The organism is Pedobacter gandavensis (assembly GCF_032678745.1).
Classification (GTDB): Bacteria; Bacteroidota; Bacteroidia; order Sphingobacteriales; family Sphingobacteriaceae; genus Pedobacter; species Pedobacter gandavensis_C.
Genome location: NZ_JAVTST010000002.1, coordinates 567,454 through 585,035, shown reverse-complemented (window position 1 = coordinate 585,035; position 17,582 = coordinate 567,454). Strand labels below are relative to the sequence as shown.

The window sequence follows — 17,582 nt, the reverse complement described above, 5'->3', positions numbered from 1 at the left end:
TAAATAAATGTTAGTTTATTTTTTGCTGCTGTTTTCCATGAATTGTTTCATCAGTTCAATGATGAGCCTCATGTCGCTATTCTGTTCGAGATCCTGGTGGTTACTAAGAGGTTGTAAACCAAGTTCAGGATCCAGCTTTTTAAAAAGACTGAGTTTCACATTTAGAATTTTCGCGATTTTCAACAGCAATTCATCTCCGATAGCATTTTTCTGTTCCATTTTAGAAACTGCTTGCTGGCTAATTCCGAGGGCTTTAGCTAATGTGGTTTGTTTCATTCCATAGTATAAACGGATGCGGCTTAGATTTCTTCCTAAATGGGGTTTCTTGATCATTTTATTGTGGTTATTAAAGTTTCATGGATTTATTATTGGTTTAGTGATTGTAAAATACAACCTACTAATTGTTAAATACAACTTCTTTTGTTCACTAATCAGAACTATTGTTTTTACTTTTGGTTAATTAAAACTGAAAATATGACAATTATTGCTAAAAGGAAAGAAAAAGGGTTAAAAACTACCTATTTAAATTTTGATTTGATTTATTTCATACAATTGAAAAGGATAGCCTCCCAGTTTTCACAGGAAGAGCTTTCTTTTTTAATGGGAAGGAAGAAGGGATTTATTGCGGATCGGGAAGCATTTAAACTGAATAAAGAATTATGGCTTGGGGATGTTTCTGCCATGGCAAAGATATTTGATTGTCATACGGTTGATTTTTTTAGGAGCATTGATGGTAAACCAAAGGAAATCAAATTATGTGCATTGCAGTCGCAGAAAGGGGAGTATATTCAACATAAGGTTTATCAGCTCCATGAAGATCATCCTATGGAGCTGTTGTATATGTTGAATGAAATGGATCCTTCGAAGCGATATCATGAAAATGAGCAAGTTGCTTTTCGACACCATTCCCAGATTGAACTCAGTCATTTATTGATGGAAGGTTTTTTTGATGCCGGACCAAAAACGCCTTTAGCGATTTTCACAATGTGTAGAAACCGTGCTGGTCATTTGATTAAAGTAGGGTTTCTAGAACAAGCTTTGGAAGCGTACTTAGGAGAAGCGAAGGGATTAGCTTTAAAGCGGTATAAGCATAAGGATCTGGGATTTGTATATGAATCTGTTTAGTTTCTATTCGTTAAAATGAAGGAAAAATAATGTGCGAGTTGAAAAATATTTTAATATTTTAGTAAGGCTTTATCTCTTAGTCATATAGGAGCTGATGCGATATCTCAAACGAATCAAAAACCTTTAACCCATAAAAATTAACGCTATGAACCTAAAAGTTGGCCTAATTATCCTTACTTCAGCTGTGATCCCGGTATTGAATTCCATGATTCCCAGTGATCAGCTTACAAAAGACTTAGCTATTCAGGGTACCTGGCAACTGGTATCCGGAGTAACGATTGAAAAAGGAAAGTCTACGTTTACCGATTATAAGAAGGACATGAAGCAGATCAAAATTATCAATGGTTCTCATTTTGCCTTTTTTAACCATGATTTGAAACTAGGAAAAGATCCAAAACCTGTTTTTGTAGCTGGAGGGGGTAAGTACACTTTGAAGGGGAATGAGTATACTGAACATTTGGAATACTGTAATTACAGGGAATGGGAGGATAAGACCTTTAAATTTACGCTCACAATGAAAGGGGATACTTTGATACAAAGAGGACTGGAAAAGGACGAGAAGATTGGGGTGGATCAGGAGATCATTGAGAAATATGTACGATTGAAGGATTAGTTTATGAATTTGCCAGATATTTCAAATGCCAGGTTGAGTAACCAATGGGTTCATCCCAGGCCTGATTTTTCTAGGGCCAAAGATGTTGTGGCATGGATGACTGCGATACAGGCTCAGGATTATGCCATGTCGCTTTGGGCGATAGGGCTTCGTGGACAAGGCTTAACCGAGGGCGCGGTTCAACAGGCTGCGGATGAGGGACAAATCCTGAGGACACATTTGTTAAGACCAACCTGGCATTTTGTGGCAGCTGATGATATCTGGTGGCTACTGGAATTATCTGCTCCACACTTGAAAGCACACATGAAATCCAGATTTAAGCAATTAGGAATCAGTCCGGAAGATTATCTGAGGTGCAGTCAGGTGATTGAAAAGGCTTTGTTGAAAGCTGGGCAGCTGAATAGAGCTGAATTGCTTTTTGCACTTAAATCGGATGGGGTTTGTAGCGGAGGAGAATATCTATCGCATTTATTGTTATGGGCAGAGCTGGAAGGTGTTGTTTGTAGTGGCGCACATAAAAACAATAAAGTCTGTTATGCCTTGCTGGAAGAGCGGGTGCCAAAACCTGCAGCTTTAAAAAGAGAAGAAGCATTGGCTAAGCTGGCTCATCGCTATTTTAGTAGTCATTGTCCCGCTACACTATTAGATTTTAAATGGTGGTCGGGATTATCTTTGACCGATGCCAAAAAGGGATTGGAAATGATCAAGCATGATTTTATTGCTGAACAGGTAGGTTTAGCGGAGTACTGGCTTCCTAAATCATTTTCAGGAGCGCTTTCGCAACAAGTTTTCGATCATTCCTCTTTATATTTACTACCTGCCTTTGATGAGTTTTTAGTTGGTTATAAAGACAGGACGCCTTCCTTTCAATTGGAGCATCAGGTCCATGCTTTTACTAATAATGGGATTTTTCATCCTGTGGTGGTGGTCAATGGTCAGGTAAAAGGCGTTTGGAAACGAACAATAAAGGGAGCTAAGGTTCTGTTTGAAGCGTCTTTCTTTTATCCTGTGGATGCTCAGGTGTTGGAGCTGACCGCAATTGCAGCCAGGAACTTAGGGGGATTCTTTGAAAAGAAGATCGAGATCGTCAGGATCGGGTAAAAGAGGCATCGAATGAATGGATAAACAGCACTATATTTTTTATATCGAAGCATTTGGGCTACATTTGTCTTAATGAATCCCATTAGGCATATCAATCAGTTCCGTTATAACCAGCTCGCAACACAATTGCGAAGGGTATCGGCTGTGTCTTGCCATTTTTTATCTCTACAATATCGTTTGGGAGATTCTTTTCTTAAAAGTAGTAAGGACTTTATTAACTAAGCCCCAGCCTTTCTGAAGGTTTGGGGATTTGACCTTAATTCTTTTTTCCTTTTATCTTTTTCTTTCTTACCATGAAAAAATCAGGCATCATATCCTTTTTAAGGGTTGTTCTTGTATTGCTTTCTTTACTAAATCTTGGCGTATTGTTCATGTCCATTTTGATGGTTAAACCATTATGGATTGGGCTTTCTATCTTCTTTTTTGTGTTGATAGCAGCTTTTCAAAATGATGATCAATTTGAGGACAGTGGACTAGACCTTGTTTTGGGGAAAGAAAAAAATAACGCTTATTAAGATGGGAATATTGGTAAGGAGGATTAGGGATTTTGATGGTTTAGCCCCAGTTGAGTATTAGACTGGGGCGAGTGCATAATCCATTATTATATCATTAATCAAAAAAGAACAATCATGACTACAAATTCATTAAAAATAGACGAGACCCCTATCATTTTATCAACTGGAATTTTTGACTTACTAAAAGATCACCTGAGAAGAAGAAAACTAAGTAAGTTCAATGAAGATAAGCTAAAACTTGAGCTTCGTTTTGCCAGACAGGTGTTGAACAAAGAATTGCCGGAAGATGTGGTGACTGTGGACAGATCTGTGCGTGTAAGAGAAATGGAATCTGGTGAAGAATTTACTTATAAGCTGGTTGCACCAGCAAAGGCTAGAGATAAGCATAAGACGCTTTCTATCTTGTCGCCAATTGGTGTAGCTATGGTTGGCTACGTTAAAGGAGCACAATTACAGTGGGAAATGCCTGATGGCGTGAAAGTTTACCGTATAGAAGAGGTGAGTAAAATCGCTTAAGTTTCTAACCAAGCATCATTATCATTTTGTTTACAACAAAGCTGTTCAGGGAATTCCTGAGCAGCTTTGTTTTAAGATCTCTTTTAGCCTTTCTGAATCAATAACTCGTCTTTCTCAAGCACCAATTTAGCGCTGTTTCTGTACTTAACCAGGTTGATGAGCAATACGCTACCCAGGATAACAAATAGTCCAATAATCTGGATAAATGTAATTTTCTCATTGGTAAAGCCCAGACTGAGTAATATAGCGACCACCGGATTGACATAAGCATAGGTACTTACCTGTGTGGCTGATCGCACCTTTAGTAGCCAAACATAAGCACTAAATGCAGCAATAGAGCCAAATATGATCAGGTAGCCGATAGAAAGCCAGGCATCCAATGGCACTTGTGACCATTGAAAAGTTTTATATTCGGCGCTGAAAATGCTGCCAGGAATGAACATTATTCCAGCTGCAATCATTTGCCAGGCCGTATTTACGGTAACCGAACTGTTTGGATCGGTTTTATATTTCGCATAAAGTGATCCTCCTGCCCAGGCAATGGGACCAACTACCAATAAGCTCATACCGATGATCTGCTTTGTACTTTGATGGGTATTAAAGGAATGGATCATTTGTTCCCCAAAAAGTAAAATCACGCCGATAAAGCCTATAATTAGTCCAGCAAGGGTGGATTGGCTGGTTAGATTTTCTTTCCATTTTGGTTTATCCAGGATTACAAACCATATTGCTGCGGAAGCAACCATGATTGCGACGAGACCGCTAGGAATAAACTGCTCTACCCAGATCACGATTCCATTTCCTAAACCGAGCATCAATATCCCGCCGATTGCGGCAATCTTGATGTTTTTCCTGTTAAAGATCTGCTCTCCCTTCATTGAACACCAGGAAATTAACAATCCCCCGGCAACCAAAAAACGGAAAGTACCCAAGATAAATGGTGGAAAACCTGCAAGGGCTTTCTGAATGAAAAAGTAAGTCGAACCCCAAACGATGTAAACAATGGCAAAAGCTAGGTATACCATCAGTGGGGAGGCGGTTTTAGTTGGAGCAGTCATAAGAGGTTCAGTTTATTTTTCAGGGATGACCAATTGTATTTCTTCTTTTACAGTTTCGAGTACAATTGTGGTTCTTATAGATTGTATCGTGGTTATTTTGCTAAAGGAATCTCGCATTAATGCCATTAAAGAGGCCGAATCCGTAGTCCTTACTTTGACCAGGTAACAATCGTCTCCGGCAATAATATGTACTTCCTGTACTTCCTTAATCTTGGACAATTCATTAGCTGTAGTGGTGCAGCCTATGCTATGGGATGCTTTCATAGAGATGAAGGCCAGTAATTTTAAATCTACGGCAGCAGGGTTGATCCTTGCCGTGTATTGTGTAATTACATTCTTCTGCTCTAATTTTTTCACACGTTCCAATACTGCAGAAGGAGCCATTTCCAATTCTTTAGCCATGTGAACGTTGGAGATTCTTGAATTCTCTTGCATCAACCTTAAAATAGCAAGGTCGATCTTATCTAAACTAATGTTGTTTTCGATTATCATTCTATAAATTTATATAAAATCAGAATAATATTCAAAAATACTTTTAAAAAAGTGATTATTGTTCTTTATGTGTTCCAATTAGCTTTTTTGTCTGCGCTACGATAATTTTAGTTGAGTTTTCAAATTAGGATGTATATTGGCGGATATCTGCTAAACGATAAATAAGCTATGAAAAACCTTAAGGCTGTATTATTTGATCTTGATGGGACATTGATTGATTCCGAATATTTTCATTATGAATGTTGGAATGAGATATTGGGAGCTTATGGCGTTCAACTAAATTATCCTGATTGGTTAAAAAATTATGCAGGAATTCCACTACCTGTGAATGCGAAGAACCTCTTGTCGAAATATGAAATAAATGCCGTTTTGGAGGATGTAGTGAAAAGGAGAGAGGCGCTTACTTTGGAAAGATTGAAAACAAAGGATGTGGGCTTGATGCCTTATGCTTTGGAGATGATCGAATTTCTGCATGCACGCAAGTTGTTACTGGCGATTGTGACCTCTAGTCCGAGGGAAGACGTAACCGCAATTTTCGATAGAAATGGATTAGGAAAGTACTTTACACTGATCATTACGCGAACGGATGTACAACAGAATAAACCTGATCCGGAAGGTTATCAAAAATGTTTTACAAGTCTTGGTTTAGCAAAAGAAGAATGCCTGGTATATGAAGATACCCTCAACGGAATTAGGGCGGCAAAAGCGGCTGGAATCAGGTGTGTTGCGGTACAAAGTAATCTGGAAGTTCATCCTTCATTGAGCATAGCGGATGAATTATTTGCAGATTTGGGAGCAGCTAAAACAGCATTAGAGGGAGCAGGGGTATAGGTCCTCCTGCTAAATGTCTGTATCTATGATTTTGTGTTTGAAAGCAAAGACAACCAGTCCTGCTACATTTTTCGCCCCTGTTTTTACCAGTAAATTATTTCGGTGACCATCTACTGTTCTTAAGCTGATGGAGAGTTTCTCCGCAATCTCCGCTGTCGTAAATTCTTCGCAAATCAGTCCTAATATTTCTTTTTCTCTTTGGGTAAGGGAAGAGCCAGCGTCAAAACCTCGAAGGTTGCTTTTTTGCAATAGCTTTCCTGATTGTAGGGTTTTCAATACCATATCATTGAAATAGAACCCGTTATTGTATGTCGTTTCTATGGCATTTTTGAGTTCAGAAAGCTCTGAGTTTTTAGCGATATAACCATTTACTCCTTGTTGAATCATCCTGGAGATGTGTTTCTCTTCACCATGGACGGACAGCACGATTACTCTTACATCCGGGAAGGCTATTTTTAGTTTCCTGGTAGCTTCCATTCCGTTCATTTCAGGCATGTTCAGGTCCATCAGCACAATGTCTGGCTTGATGTCGCCACATTCATTCATTGCTTTTAAAAACTCCAGTCCATTTCCTGCTTCAAACAGGACCTCCATGTTTCCAAAACTTTTGATATTGTTGACCAGGCATTCTCTAAACATCACCTGGTCGTCGGTAACGGCTATTTTTATCAATTTGTTCATTTTATTCGTTTAACGCAGGGAAACAGATAGAAACGCCAAATCCCTGAGTACCGGTGTGGTAACTGAGTTCTCCGCCATTCATTTCTACCCTGCTGGTGATGTTTTGTATACCCAGTCCTCTGCGAACCAGGTCTTTGTCGAAACCAATACCATCGTCTTTATATTGGTACATTACTTCATTTTCACTGCAGTTGAGCTGTATTTCTACATGTTTCGCCTTAGCATGTTTTACGGTATTACTGATCAATTCCTGAGTGATGCGGTAAAGGGCAAGTTCTATTTCAGTTCGGCCACATTTGTCAAGACCTTCGCTTTCAAAGCTGACATCGAGTCCGTCGGATCCTTCTATCTGAAAGCATAGTTCTTCAATTGCTGCTGCGATTCCAAACATTTCTAATTCATTGGGGATCATATTATGAGAAATCCGCCGCACGCTCATTACGCCTTTATCTACCAGGAGTTTCGTTTCTTTAATGAGTTCTATTCCTCCGTTATCATTTGCTAACGCGTTATTTTTCTTCTCAAACTGTATGATTTTTATGCCAATGGTAGAGAAAATACTGCCTACTTCATCATGGAGATCTTTTGCAACTCTACGTCTTTCTTCTTCTATTTTTTCGATGTTATTGTGTAGTAGTTTCTGCTGGTATTCTGCTTCTTTTTCACTAAGCTTTACCTGTTGGTTGTAGAATTTCTTCTGATATACAAAGAAGAGGACTACCACTGCCGCGCTCAGGATGAACATGACAATCATTCCAGTAAAGAGAAAGAAGTAAACGTCTATGTTTTCTTGTGCTGCCATAAGCCGATAAAGATTAAAATGTTGTTCACAATGGAAAGGAAGGCATGAAATTGCCAAACCATCATATTGAATTTAAAGCTATATGGCAGGATATAATTGCTAATGGTAAAAAGTAAGAAACTTCCGGAAAAGTAAATGAAAAAGCCTGTATTGATCCAAAATACCGGACTTTTTTCGATTTGAGTATATAGGGTTTCGCGGGTAATTTTATAATAATAATATAAGGATGCGCTAATAACCAGGATACTTTCCAGCGTTCGGGGATAAGTATTGAATATTTTCCAATCCTGGATACAGGTGGCATTGAGTATACAAAATGCCAGGAATACCCCAATGACTAACCAAAACCAGTGTTTTGCAATGTATGATTTGAAAATTACCTGATAAAAAAGCATGATGGCAGTAAACTCGACCATCGTATAGATATGCAATACCGGGAGGTTATTTTTAAGCTGTGCCCATAAGTAGGCGCTATAAGATCCGATAACCGCAATGGATACCAGATATAGGGTGATCACTTTTAATTCCTTAGGATAGGATTTAACATTGATCAGGGCTAAAATCAATGGGCATATCACTATGCCCATTGAAAAGTATAAGTAAATTTTTTGTAGCGTTGATGCCATTTTACGAAAAGGGCTCAGGTGAACATGTCGGTGGACAAGGCATGGTAAAATCAAACACATTACTGTTTACCTCTGAGGTTTCAGATGTAGCTTCAACAGGTTCTTTATTGACCATATCCTGGCCATATTTATCAGCAGGAACCATGATCATTCTTTGTTCTCTTCCGGCTTCCATTTGTACGTCCCAACCAAAATATACCCTTACATATCTGGTGTCTTTTTCTCTTAGCATGTCTTGTAATTCATCCTTATCAATAAGAAATCCTTTAATGAAGTGCCCTTGTTTGGCCCAGGCTGCTGTAAGTTCTTTTGCTTCAGCTAAAGGAATTTCAAAAATACTTTTGTCGTGTTTAACGGCTTCTTTTCTCATGGTTTATTCTAATTTTTATTGATTTATTGGCTTGTTTAAGAACTCTAGGGTTTAAATTCTTGATCTAAAATAAAACATTCCTTGTTAAGCGCAATGATTATTTATTGGTAATTCATATTTGTTACGATTCTATTATTTAAACAGGTATTTATACCTGTTTTTTTTTTCAGGTACTCTAGCGCATTTATAGGTTATTTCATTTGTTGATCTTTATTTGTGATACAACCAGTGCATTTAACGTCCCATTATTTATGAAAGCTCCGGATCCTTTATTTATTGCCTACTGGTTAGGTTACGCGAATCAAAAGATGATTATTGAAGAGTTGCCGGATGGAATTGATGTGATCAATTTGTTTCTCATCAATCTGGATGCTGATAAAACGCTGCAGCATTTATACCTAACTAGCAATGGAATGAATTGGGATACTATTCTGACTGGAGTAAGGGTACAGCAAAAGAGAGGGGTGAAGGTTTTAGCATCTATCGCAACTGCTGTTCATCCACGAATCTCCTGGAATACGATTTCAGACCCTAAGGCTTTTGCCGCTGATGTTTATGAGTTGGTAGTCAATACATGGGGCCTGGATGGGATTGATATAGATCCGGAAATGGCGGGAGATGTCCCTAATGAGACCTTTATCAAAGTTATTATGGAGCTGTCCAGGTATTTTGGACCCAGGTCTGCAAGCGGGAAAAAGATGAGTTATGTAACCTATCAATATTATGCAGATGAGCAGCTATTAAAGCAATGTAATGCTTGTTTTGATTATGTAGCTCTGGCAGGTTATCTATGGGATATGGAAACGATGATTAATCAGTTTGAGTTATATGCCGGCCTGGTTGGCAGTAAAAAGTTACTATTTGGTGTACAGCCAGGTAAGCATCAGTCTACATCATTAGAGGAAGCTGTTGAATTGTCTCAATGGCAACCTGATAATGGCTTAAAAGGGGGGATGATGCTATTTAATATCAACCTGGACAAAGATTTTCATTATACCAGTGAACTGATTAAAGCACTTAAACCAGTAGTAAGTAAGCTATAAAAAAATAAAAATAATAAGATATAGAAGCTCTCAAATCTTCTGGCGGAATCGGTTCTTAAGAATTGTTTCCGCCTTTTTTATTGAATAAAGCTGTGTTATAACTTTTCAATTGATTTCCCAAAATACCAGCATATCCAGCTAAATAGCGGCGCTGCGAGCACATCAGCAGTATAATGCACGTGCTGAACCAGGAGCAGTACTCCAATCACTCCGGATGCAATGAAAGCGATAGTTTTCTCCCGTTTATTCTCCAGGCATAAAGCGCCTAAAAAGATCGTAGCAGTGTGACCAGAGAAGAAAAGATCTTTTGTGATTACATTAGAGCCATAGAACAGAACAGAACATGGGTCTACCAATTCAATGATATCTTTAGGTGGATGAAGTGGGACAATAGAAATGGTAATGATTCTTGCGGTGCAGAGAAAAACATACGACCACAATGCCGTTAGGCATATGGAGGTATTTCTGGACATGCGAATGATGAAGAATATGGACATGCCATAGAGGATAATGAAAATCCACCAGGATACATCAACTGCAGGAATGTTTGCCAACAACCAGTCGTTTAGAATAAATCCTTTCTCCCGATTTTCTACGAAAGCGAAAAAATGAGGAATGAAAAGGAGAATCAATGCAAGAATTGAGATTCCCAGGATAAATTTAAGTCTGAATGGGGGGTAATCCCAGGCAATTTGCCAGGAGAATTGTTTAAACTGCATTAATATGTTCTGTTGATATATTTTAAACTAATCAAAACAAATAACGGAATTAATCTATTATAAATGAATACCCAAGATGAGAAATAGTGCTTATTTCTCTAAATAAATAAGATGTTTAAACAGATAATTTGTACTTTTTCTGTTTAAAATAGACTGAGCTGTTGGTCTTGTAGTGGTTTAGCATCAGCAAAGACCGTTTTCCCTCCGTATTTCCAAGAATCTCGTCTTTCTTTTTCAATGACTGCCTCAAAATTATCATTAGGAATAAAATCTTTTTCTACTTTTCGGGCAATAATACTCAGTTGCTGGATGGCGTTTTGTTTATCAGATTGCCCTATTTTAGCTTGTTGAATTGCTTTGTTCAATACCTGAATGGTTTCATCGTAAACTGTAATGGGAACAGGAAAAGGATGGCCATCTTTTCCGCCCAGTGCAAATGAGAAACGGGCAGGGTCAGTAAAGCGGGAGGGACTCCCATAGATCACCTCAGCTACCAGTGCCAATGATTGCAAGGTTCTTGGACCCATTCCTTTTAGCAACAGGAGTTCTTCAAAATCTTTTGGTTGTTTTTCCTGTGTGAGCCATAACATGGCCCCCAATCTCTTAAGGTCTACATCTTTTGCTTTTAGTTCATGGCGGTTGGGCATAACAAGTTTTTTAGCTTCATTGATGATGCGGTCGGGGTGTTCAGTGGTCATGGCCAGCATAGATTGTTGTGCTGGAGCAGCTGCTTTTGCAACCAGGTTCAAAATTTGACCCTGATGGACTCCGCAAACACCCGTATGTGGCTCTTCCACGAAGGAATTTAGCGCAGAGGAATGCCAGTGGTATCTTCTTGCAGTACCATTGTGTTGCTGCATCCCTTGTTGAACAACGGTCCAGAGGCCTTCTTTGTTGAGTATGAAATTGTGAGTATAAAGCTGAAATCCGTCCTGGATAGCTGTATTGTCTACTTTTGCGCTGAGCTTGCTACACCTCACTAAATGGTTTCCGTCTAAACCTATTTGATTGGCAATGTGTAAGAGTTCCGTTGGAGTTTGTTTTGATCTGTTGCCTTTTCCACCACAAATATATAAGCCCAATTCCTTGCTATGAGGATTGATGGCGGCTTTTAAAGCCCCCATTACGGAGGTTGTAATTCCGGATGAGTGCCAATCCATACCCATTACAGCACCTAGACTCTGAAACCAAAAAGGATCGCTTAATCTGCGCAATACTTCGGCCGTTCCATATTCTGCAATGATGGCCTCGGTAATTGCCAAACCAAGTCGGGTCATTCTTTCGGTTAGCCAGCTGGGTAAATAGCCGTAATGCAAAGGTAGGTCTGCTGTTCCTGAAGATTTCATTACTAACAAAGTTAGTGCTTACAAATCGTTTACCGGTGATTTTCTGCTATTCGTCGGTTTTTTTATAGGCTTTGGCTGCTGCTACTTTTGGAAATACGTTGGATAATGCATTTTTAAAGAAGTTTATTCTTGAAAACTAAATCAGAAAACGATGAACATAATGATTTTTAAAACTTCGGTACAGGATCAAAAGGATTTGATTTCTATTAGACCAGTGATGAATACTTTATTCGGAGAGAAAAACTGGTCTTTTGCTTTTGAAGATGTGGACAAAATATTAAGGGTAGTAAGTTCTATTCCGGCTGTTGCTGTGGTGAAACATGTCCTCCTAAACAACGGCTTTTTCTGTGAGGAACTTCCTTACTCCCTGGATGATTTTGATGTCTAAAAGCTATTTTTTAAATTCGCTAATGTCGACAATTCTGTCATTGTCATTTTTCTTCAAGAAGGAAACGCCTTGTTTGTCTTTCTGAAAGCTGTAATTGTTTTGAACCCAGCTATAAATTGCAGGTAGCTCTGAAGGTAAATCACCTGGAAAAGCTTGTTTTAAAGTTTGATCAGTGATGAAATTTACCTGATATAATTCTTTTGGAGTCGCAAAGACGATAGTTTGTCTGTCTGGCGATAGTAATAAAAACTTTCCTGCAATACGTTGCTCAGGAGCCTGTCTTTTTAGAAGGTATGCTTTTGCTGTCACACCAGTGATGAAAAAATCATTGTTGATCAAATGTCCTGTTCTGCCCAATCTATTTATGCCTAAACCGGATTTCTCTCCAGGTCCAGGTTGAGTTGGACGATCCAAACTGATGACTTCCAATCCACCATCTTTTAAGGAGATGATGTAAACAGGTGCAACTATTGTAGTTTCATCTGCAATTTGTACAAGTAGACTAGTCTTTTGGGTGTTTATGAATTCGGCGAAGGTAAAATGTGGTGTCGTTTTTTTAGGATCTTTGGGATCCGTCTGGATACTTACCGTACTGTCTCTGAATTTTACGGTTAACCATTCCTCCTGTTCTGGTTTGTTTAATTTGTAAATAGAGAGAGAATCACTCTTTTTTTCGGAATACTCATTAAAGGCTTCGTTTTTTGCTAAAACTCTTGGAACATAGTTTTTGGTCTTCTCTTCATCTTTACTACAGCCAAAGATTATGGCCACTAGTGAAAGGGCAAGCAGTGATTTTTTCATAATTGAGCGGAAAGGTATTTCATTTGTTTAGACGCAAATATAAAAAAGAAAGGGTAATTAGCGATATGGTTTTAGTATAGAATTAGGGTTTGCCGAGGAGTTAATAAGGTTTACAGGGAGGACCTCATGAACTGGATTTTTTTAGTTTTGAACGTAGCTAGTTAGGGGAAGATTACACGGGGACGAGAAAAGGGATAATAGGGACGAGAGACTACAAAACTTACTTCAAAACAGTAAATTTGAAAAGAAATAAATAACAGATTAATTACACCTTGTAACTGCAATCTGCTCTAATAGGTTCAAAACAGCATATAACTGGTCGGAAAACAAGAAAGGGATGTTCCATCCAGACACATCCCTTTTCTAACCAAATATAAACCTGTATGAACGGGTTTTACTTTAAATTTCCGTAGTATTCTACGAATTTAGCTAATGCATTAGAATAGCCCCATTCGTTATCATACCAAGAAACCACTTTCACGAAGTTGTCATTTAATGCAATACCTGCATTTGCATCGAAAATTGACGCATGATCATCTCCTATAAAGTCAGAAGAAACTACTTCATCTTCTGTATATCCTAGCACACCTTTCAAGTAACCTTCTGAGGCTGCTTTCATGGCTGCTTTAATTTCTTCATAAGTTGCTGCTTTTTCCAGACGAACTGTTAAATCAACAACAGATACGTCAGCTACCGGTACACGGAAAGCCATACCTGTTAATTTTCCTTTTAAAGCAGGAATTACTTTTGCTACTGCTTTAGCAGCACCAGTACCAGAAGGGATAATGTTAGAGAAACCTCCACGTCCACCTCTCCAGTCCTTAGCTGAAGGACCATCTACTGTTTTTTGAGTTGCAGTTACAGCGTGAACTGTACTCATTAAGCCTTCAACGATACCGAAGTTATCGTTTAATACTTTAGCGATTGGTGCTAAACAGTTAGTAGTACAAGAAGCGTTAGAAACTACAGTTTGATCAGCAGTTAATAACTCATGATTTACACCCATTACGTAAGTAGGGATTGAATCATCTTTTGCAGGAGCAGAAAGAACTACTCTCTTAGCACCAGCCTGAATGTGCTTTTCAGCATCAACCTGAGTTAAGAATAAACCTGTAGATTCAATTACAGTTTCTACACCTACTTCATCCCATTTTAAGTTTGCTGGATCTCTTTCCGCAGTGATGCGGATCGTTTTTCCATTTACTACAAGGTGTCCGTTTACTACTTCAATAGTACCATCAAAACGACCGTGAGTAGTATCGTATTTTAACATATAAGCCATGTAATCCGGCTCAACTAAATCATTGATTGCAACAATATCTAATCCTCTTTTTAAAGCAGCTCTAAAAACCAGTCTGCCGATACGGCCAAAGCCGTTTATTCCAATTTTGCTCATTTTGTTAATTTGAATAGTAGTTTAGTAAATTATATATCGGTTCTTTAGTAATCGATGTTATTTCCAGTTCGTGCCTTTTTGCAGTTGCCCGCAGCTCTTCCTGAAAGTTTCCGGCCACAAGACCTACAAAATGTATTTCTTTACCGGGGTGTAATTTCAATGTTGGTAACAAATAAGTATTAAAATAACTTTCAAATCCTTTCTCTATTATCCCTAACAAAAATTTATCGTTTCTGTTTTCCAAAAAGAAGTCAAAGAAAGAACTTAGAAACTGCTGAGCCAGAGGGCGTTTGTATACGCGTTCCAGGATTTGCGGCCTGTCCAGGTTATACTTCAGTTCAAACTTTTTATGTAAGTCCTTTGGCAGTTTATCTTGTACAAAATACTTCAACAGTGTTTTTCCAAGGTAGTTTGCCGAACCTTCATCCCCAAGGATATACCCCAGTCCAAAGTTGTTCTTCTCCGGTTTCTTTCCGTCGTAATAAGCGCAATTTGCTCCACTACCCAATAAGCCTACAATTCCAGGGTTATTGTAACAGGCAGAGATTGCTGCACCATACAGGTCATCTTTAACCGTTATTTTACTATATCTAAAGAACATTCCAAGCGTTTCCGCCAATTCATTTCTTCTTTCTTCTGAGGAAGCACCAGCAGCAAAAACATAAATCTTCTTAATGCTTTCTGCGTGATTCACCAGAATCGATTTTTTATTTAAAAACTGAAGTATAGACTTCTGGTCATTAAAACAGGGATTAATTCCTGGCATATTGCATTCGGCAATGGTTTTCCCATCCTGAGCAATTTTCCAGTATGCTGTTTTAGATCCACTGTAAACTACCGCTATCATAATTAAATGGATAAAACCTTAGTCATCTCCAATAAATCACTTTCCAGTTTAAATGTATGTCTGGTTAGCGCTTCGTCTATACTTGTCGTCTTTATATCATTACCACGTAATCCAACCATTTGCATAGTACTTCCTTTTAATAATTCATTCACGGCTGCAAAGCCCAAACGACTACCTAAAATTCGGTCGAAACTACTTGGGCTACCTCCACGTTGCAGGTGGCCTAATATCGTAACTTTCGTATCATAGTGGTTAAAACTCTCTTTAACTTTTTTCGCAACATCGTAAGCACCACCGGCTTTATGGCCTTCAGATACAATTACAATGCTCGAAGATTTTTTTGTAGAAGCTCCAATTGCCAATTGTGAGATCAGCTCATCCAGACTGGTTTCTTTTTCCGGTAGGAGTACAGCTTCTGCGCCACTGGCGATTGCACTTCTCAAGGCAATACATCCTGAATCTCTGCCCATTACTTCAATAAAGAATAAACGGTCATGTGAATCTGCAGTATCTCTGATTTTATCTATTGCTTCAATAACGGTATTTATAGCCGTATCGTATCCTAAAGTAAAATCAGACCCATATAAATCATTGTCGATTGTTCCTGGAATTCCAATTACACGAATTCCGAACTTCTTGCCAAATAGTTGTGCGCCTGTAAATGTTCCATCGCCTCCGATCACTACTAAGCCGTCAATATCACGGGCTTTTAAGTTCTCAAAAGCTTGCTGCATACCTTCTTCAGTTTTAAACTCAAGACAACGTGCTGTTTTTAAAATGGTACCACCTAAGTGAATAATGTTACTAACGGATCTTGCATCCATTGGGTTGATGTTGTTGTTGATCAAGCCCTGGTATCCCTGCAAAACCCCAAACATGTTGATTCCATTGTATATGCCGGTACGTACTACTGCTCTGATGCAGGCGTTCATCCCTGGAGCATCTCCTCCAGATGTTAATACGGCGATATTTTTAATATTTGGTTTCATGATTTATGATTACGAATATAGCGTGTATTTATTACACTAAGTAATTTATTTTTTATTTTCCTTCCTAATGAGGATGCGAGTGTATTTTATTGCTTCAATGTTTAAAAATTTACTGTTTAGGCATAGTTGATTAAAAACTGTCTGTTGCTTTAATGATTTAGCAGCTAAAAATAAAAGCGCAGTACCGGATGGTTATTCCGACAAAAAACAGAATCTAACCTCCATCAACAAGATTTTACATCTCTGCATCCGAAGCATTAGCGGATGCAATATAGAAAACACGACGGAAAAATCCGATTCAGCACCTCAATTCCTCAAAGATTCTTTTGCAACATTATTTTTATAATTATACTTTTCATTTTGTTTTTAACTTAAATCCTGTTAATCTTGTTAAAACACGATATTATTTAAGAACTTTATAGATTAAACCCGAATAGAGGAAGGAAGTATAGCAGCGGGGAGCAAGGGTAAAAGAATAGAACAGATAATAATCTACCACAAATTAACGCCTTAAATAGAATTCAAGGCAGATTGAAAAATAAGTTTGATAAATAAAATTAGATATTTTGAAAGAAGTCTTACCAAAGTTTAATTCCACTTTCTCGATTGATTGTGTGCTGTTCGGATTTGATGAAGGAGAATTGAAAATTCTTTTGATTGAAAGAAACGAGGAACCCTTTAAGGACTGGTGGGCATTGCCAGGAAATATAGTTGCAGAAGATGAGAGTCTAGATCAGTCTGCTTCCAGGATTCTGCATGAACTTACCGGATTGGGGGATGTGTATATGGAACAGTATTACACATTCGGTGATGTAAACCGACATCCACAAGGAAGGGTTGTCAGTATTGCCTATTACGCTTTACTAAGGTTAGGAGGCGATAAAGCTTTAAAACCATTAAGTAACTATGCCAAACAAGCGCATTGGATCAATGTGAAAGATCTGCCAAAGCTGGCATTTGATCATCAACAGATCTTCGATAAAGGGCTTGAAAAGATTAAAAGGCGGATTAAACACCAGCCAATTGCTTTCGAGTTGTTACCAGAGAAATTTACCCTGACACAATTGCAAAATGTGTATGAGATTATTCTGAACAAAAAACTGGATAAAAGAAACTTCAGAAAGAAAATGCTGAGCTTCGGTGTATTGAAAGACCTGGAGGAGAAACAAAAAGGGGTAAGCTTCAGGGCTGCAACCTTATATAAATTTGACAAGCGTAAGTACGCCAAATTATTCAGCAAAGAAATCTCTTTTTAAATAATTGAAACTATTCATTAAAATGGCCGTAGCATTCTAAATGCTACGGCCATTTTGCATAAAATTC

22 protein-coding genes are annotated in these 17,582 nt (G+C 38.3%); 9 read left to right on the top strand and 13 right to left on the bottom strand.

From position 1 onward, the window contains the following. Nucleotides 1–15 precede the first annotated feature (15 nt). The gene (locus tag R2S10_RS10295) at nucleotides 16–333 is read right to left on the bottom strand and encodes a helix-turn-helix transcriptional regulator (protein WP_316840360.1); all 318 of its coding nucleotides are present in this window, start codon (nucleotides 331–333) and stop codon (nucleotides 16–18) included. A gap of 141 nt (nucleotides 334–474) precedes the next feature. On the opposite strand from R2S10_RS10295, the gene R2S10_RS10290 reads away from it, so the two are divergent. The 5 genes from R2S10_RS10290 (at nucleotide 475) to R2S10_RS10270 (ending at nucleotide 3,870) form a co-directional block, all read left to right on the top strand. Then, nucleotides 475–1,125 (top strand): hypothetical protein, encoded by a 651-nt coding sequence (locus R2S10_RS10290; protein ID WP_316840359.1) that lies wholly within the window; start codon nucleotides 475–477, stop codon nucleotides 1,123–1,125. Between the two features lie 145 nt (nucleotides 1,126–1,270). Beyond that, nucleotides 1,271–1,738, top strand: coding sequence for a hypothetical protein (locus tag R2S10_RS10285; protein WP_316840358.1), 468 nt, complete (start codon nucleotides 1,271–1,273; stop codon nucleotides 1,736–1,738). Between the two features lie 3 nt (nucleotides 1,739–1,741). After that, nucleotides 1,742–2,839 (top strand): winged helix DNA-binding domain-containing protein, encoded by a 1,098-nt coding sequence (locus tag R2S10_RS10280; protein ID WP_316840357.1) that lies wholly within the window; start codon nucleotides 1,742–1,744, stop codon nucleotides 2,837–2,839. Nucleotides 2,840–3,132: 293 nt separating this feature from the next. After that, entirely contained in the window at nucleotides 3,133–3,354 is a 222-nt protein-coding gene (locus tag R2S10_RS10275) for a hypothetical protein (RefSeq protein ID WP_316840356.1), read from the top strand. Between the two features lie 114 nt (nucleotides 3,355–3,468). Further along, nucleotides 3,469–3,870, top strand: coding sequence for a GreA/GreB family elongation factor (locus R2S10_RS10270; RefSeq protein WP_316840355.1), 402 nt, complete (start codon nucleotides 3,469–3,471; stop codon nucleotides 3,868–3,870). Between the two features lie 83 nt (nucleotides 3,871–3,953). On the opposite strand, the gene R2S10_RS10265 is transcribed toward R2S10_RS10270, so the two are convergent. Continuing rightward, nucleotides 3,954–4,928, bottom strand: coding sequence for an EamA family transporter (locus tag R2S10_RS10265; protein WP_316840354.1), 975 nt, complete (start codon nucleotides 4,926–4,928; stop codon nucleotides 3,954–3,956). A gap of 12 nt (nucleotides 4,929–4,940) precedes the next feature. Then, nucleotides 4,941–5,420: an Lrp/AsnC family transcriptional regulator gene (locus R2S10_RS10260; protein WP_316840353.1), complete on the bottom strand. Its 480-nt coding sequence runs from the start codon at nucleotides 5,418–5,420 to the stop codon at nucleotides 4,941–4,943. Nucleotides 5,421–5,588: 168 nt separating this feature from the next. On the opposite strand from R2S10_RS10260, the gene R2S10_RS10255 reads away from it, so the two are divergent. Next, the gene (locus R2S10_RS10255) at nucleotides 5,589–6,251 is read left to right on the top strand and encodes an HAD family phosphatase (protein WP_316840352.1); all 663 of its coding nucleotides are present in this window, start codon (nucleotides 5,589–5,591) and stop codon (nucleotides 6,249–6,251) included. Nucleotides 6,252–6,260: 9 nt separating this feature from the next. Here R2S10_RS10255 and R2S10_RS10250 read toward each other — a convergent pair whose 3' ends face one another. Genes R2S10_RS10250 through R2S10_RS10235 form a run of 4 tightly spaced genes read right to left on the bottom strand, consistent with a single transcriptional unit; the run spans nucleotide 6,261 to nucleotide 8,730 of the window. Then, nucleotides 6,261–6,932 carry a response regulator transcription factor gene (locus R2S10_RS10250; RefSeq protein WP_316840351.1) on the bottom strand — a complete coding sequence of 224 codons (672 nt, stop codon included), beginning with the start codon at nucleotides 6,930–6,932 and terminating at the stop codon, nucleotides 6,261–6,263. Between the two features lies 1 nt (nucleotide 6,933). Beyond that, on the bottom strand, nucleotides 6,934–7,734 hold the full coding sequence (locus R2S10_RS10245; protein WP_316840350.1) for a sensor histidine kinase: 801 nt from the start codon (nucleotides 7,732–7,734) through the stop codon (nucleotides 6,934–6,936). Further along, complete coding sequence (locus tag R2S10_RS10240) at nucleotides 7,713–8,321, bottom strand: hypothetical protein (RefSeq protein ID WP_316840349.1); 609 nt, start codon at nucleotides 8,319–8,321, stop codon at nucleotides 7,713–7,715. Before R2S10_RS10240 ends, R2S10_RS10245 begins: the two co-directional genes overlap by 22 nt. A 40-nt stretch (nucleotides 8,322–8,361) precedes the next feature. Then, the gene (locus tag R2S10_RS10235) at nucleotides 8,362–8,730 is read right to left on the bottom strand and encodes a hypothetical protein (RefSeq protein WP_316840348.1); all 369 of its coding nucleotides are present in this window, start codon (nucleotides 8,728–8,730) and stop codon (nucleotides 8,362–8,364) included. A 251-nt stretch (nucleotides 8,731–8,981) separates the two neighbouring features. Here R2S10_RS10235 and R2S10_RS10230 point away from each other — a divergent pair, with 251 nt between their 5' ends. Then, nucleotides 8,982–9,773 (top strand): glycosyl hydrolase family 18 protein, encoded by a 792-nt coding sequence (locus R2S10_RS10230; RefSeq protein ID WP_316840347.1) that lies wholly within the window; start codon nucleotides 8,982–8,984, stop codon nucleotides 9,771–9,773. Nucleotides 9,774–9,868: 95 nt separating this feature from the next. Here R2S10_RS10230 and R2S10_RS10225 read toward each other — a convergent pair whose 3' ends face one another. Both R2S10_RS10225 and R2S10_RS10220 read right to left on the bottom strand, forming a co-directional pair. Further along, the gene (locus R2S10_RS10225) at nucleotides 9,869–10,492 is read right to left on the bottom strand and encodes a phosphatase PAP2-related protein (protein ID WP_316840346.1); all 624 of its coding nucleotides are present in this window, start codon (nucleotides 10,490–10,492) and stop codon (nucleotides 9,869–9,871) included. A gap of 143 nt (nucleotides 10,493–10,635) precedes the next feature. Continuing rightward, nucleotides 10,636–11,838 (bottom strand): DUF763 domain-containing protein, encoded by a 1,203-nt coding sequence (locus R2S10_RS10220; RefSeq protein ID WP_316840345.1) that lies wholly within the window; start codon nucleotides 11,836–11,838, stop codon nucleotides 10,636–10,638. A gap of 151 nt (nucleotides 11,839–11,989) precedes the next feature. Between R2S10_RS10220 and R2S10_RS10215 the strand changes: the two genes are divergently transcribed. Next, nucleotides 11,990–12,226, top strand: coding sequence for a hypothetical protein (locus R2S10_RS10215; RefSeq protein WP_316840344.1), 237 nt, complete (start codon nucleotides 11,990–11,992; stop codon nucleotides 12,224–12,226). A gap of 3 nt (nucleotides 12,227–12,229) precedes the next feature. Here R2S10_RS10215 and R2S10_RS10210 read toward each other — a convergent pair whose 3' ends face one another. From R2S10_RS10210 to pfkA, 4 genes are all read right to left on the bottom strand, one after another. Then, entirely contained in the window at nucleotides 12,230–13,027 is a 798-nt protein-coding gene (locus R2S10_RS10210) for a hypothetical protein (protein WP_316840343.1), read from the bottom strand. Nucleotides 13,028–13,421: 394 nt separating this feature from the next. After that, the gene (gene gap / locus R2S10_RS10205; RefSeq protein WP_062547140.1) at nucleotides 13,422–14,423 is read right to left on the bottom strand and encodes a type I glyceraldehyde-3-phosphate dehydrogenase; all 1,002 of its coding nucleotides are present in this window, start codon (nucleotides 14,421–14,423) and stop codon (nucleotides 13,422–13,424) included. A 4-nt stretch (nucleotides 14,424–14,427) separates the two neighbouring features. After that, nucleotides 14,428–15,270 carry a hypothetical protein gene (locus tag R2S10_RS10200; protein ID WP_316840342.1) on the bottom strand — a complete coding sequence of 281 codons (843 nt, stop codon included), beginning with the start codon at nucleotides 15,268–15,270 and terminating at the stop codon, nucleotides 14,428–14,430. Nucleotides 15,271–15,272: 2 nt separating this feature from the next. Then, nucleotides 15,273–16,259, bottom strand: a complete 987-nt coding sequence (gene pfkA, locus R2S10_RS10195; protein WP_316840341.1) for a 6-phosphofructokinase — start codon at nucleotides 16,257–16,259, stop codon at nucleotides 15,273–15,275. A 566-nt stretch (nucleotides 16,260–16,825) separates the two neighbouring features. On the opposite strand from pfkA, the gene R2S10_RS10190 reads away from it, so the two are divergent. Next, nucleotides 16,826–17,515 carry an NUDIX hydrolase gene (locus R2S10_RS10190; RefSeq protein ID WP_316821494.1) on the top strand — a complete coding sequence of 230 codons (690 nt, stop codon included), beginning with the start codon at nucleotides 16,826–16,828 and terminating at the stop codon, nucleotides 17,513–17,515. Nucleotides 17,516–17,582 lie beyond the last annotated feature (67 nt).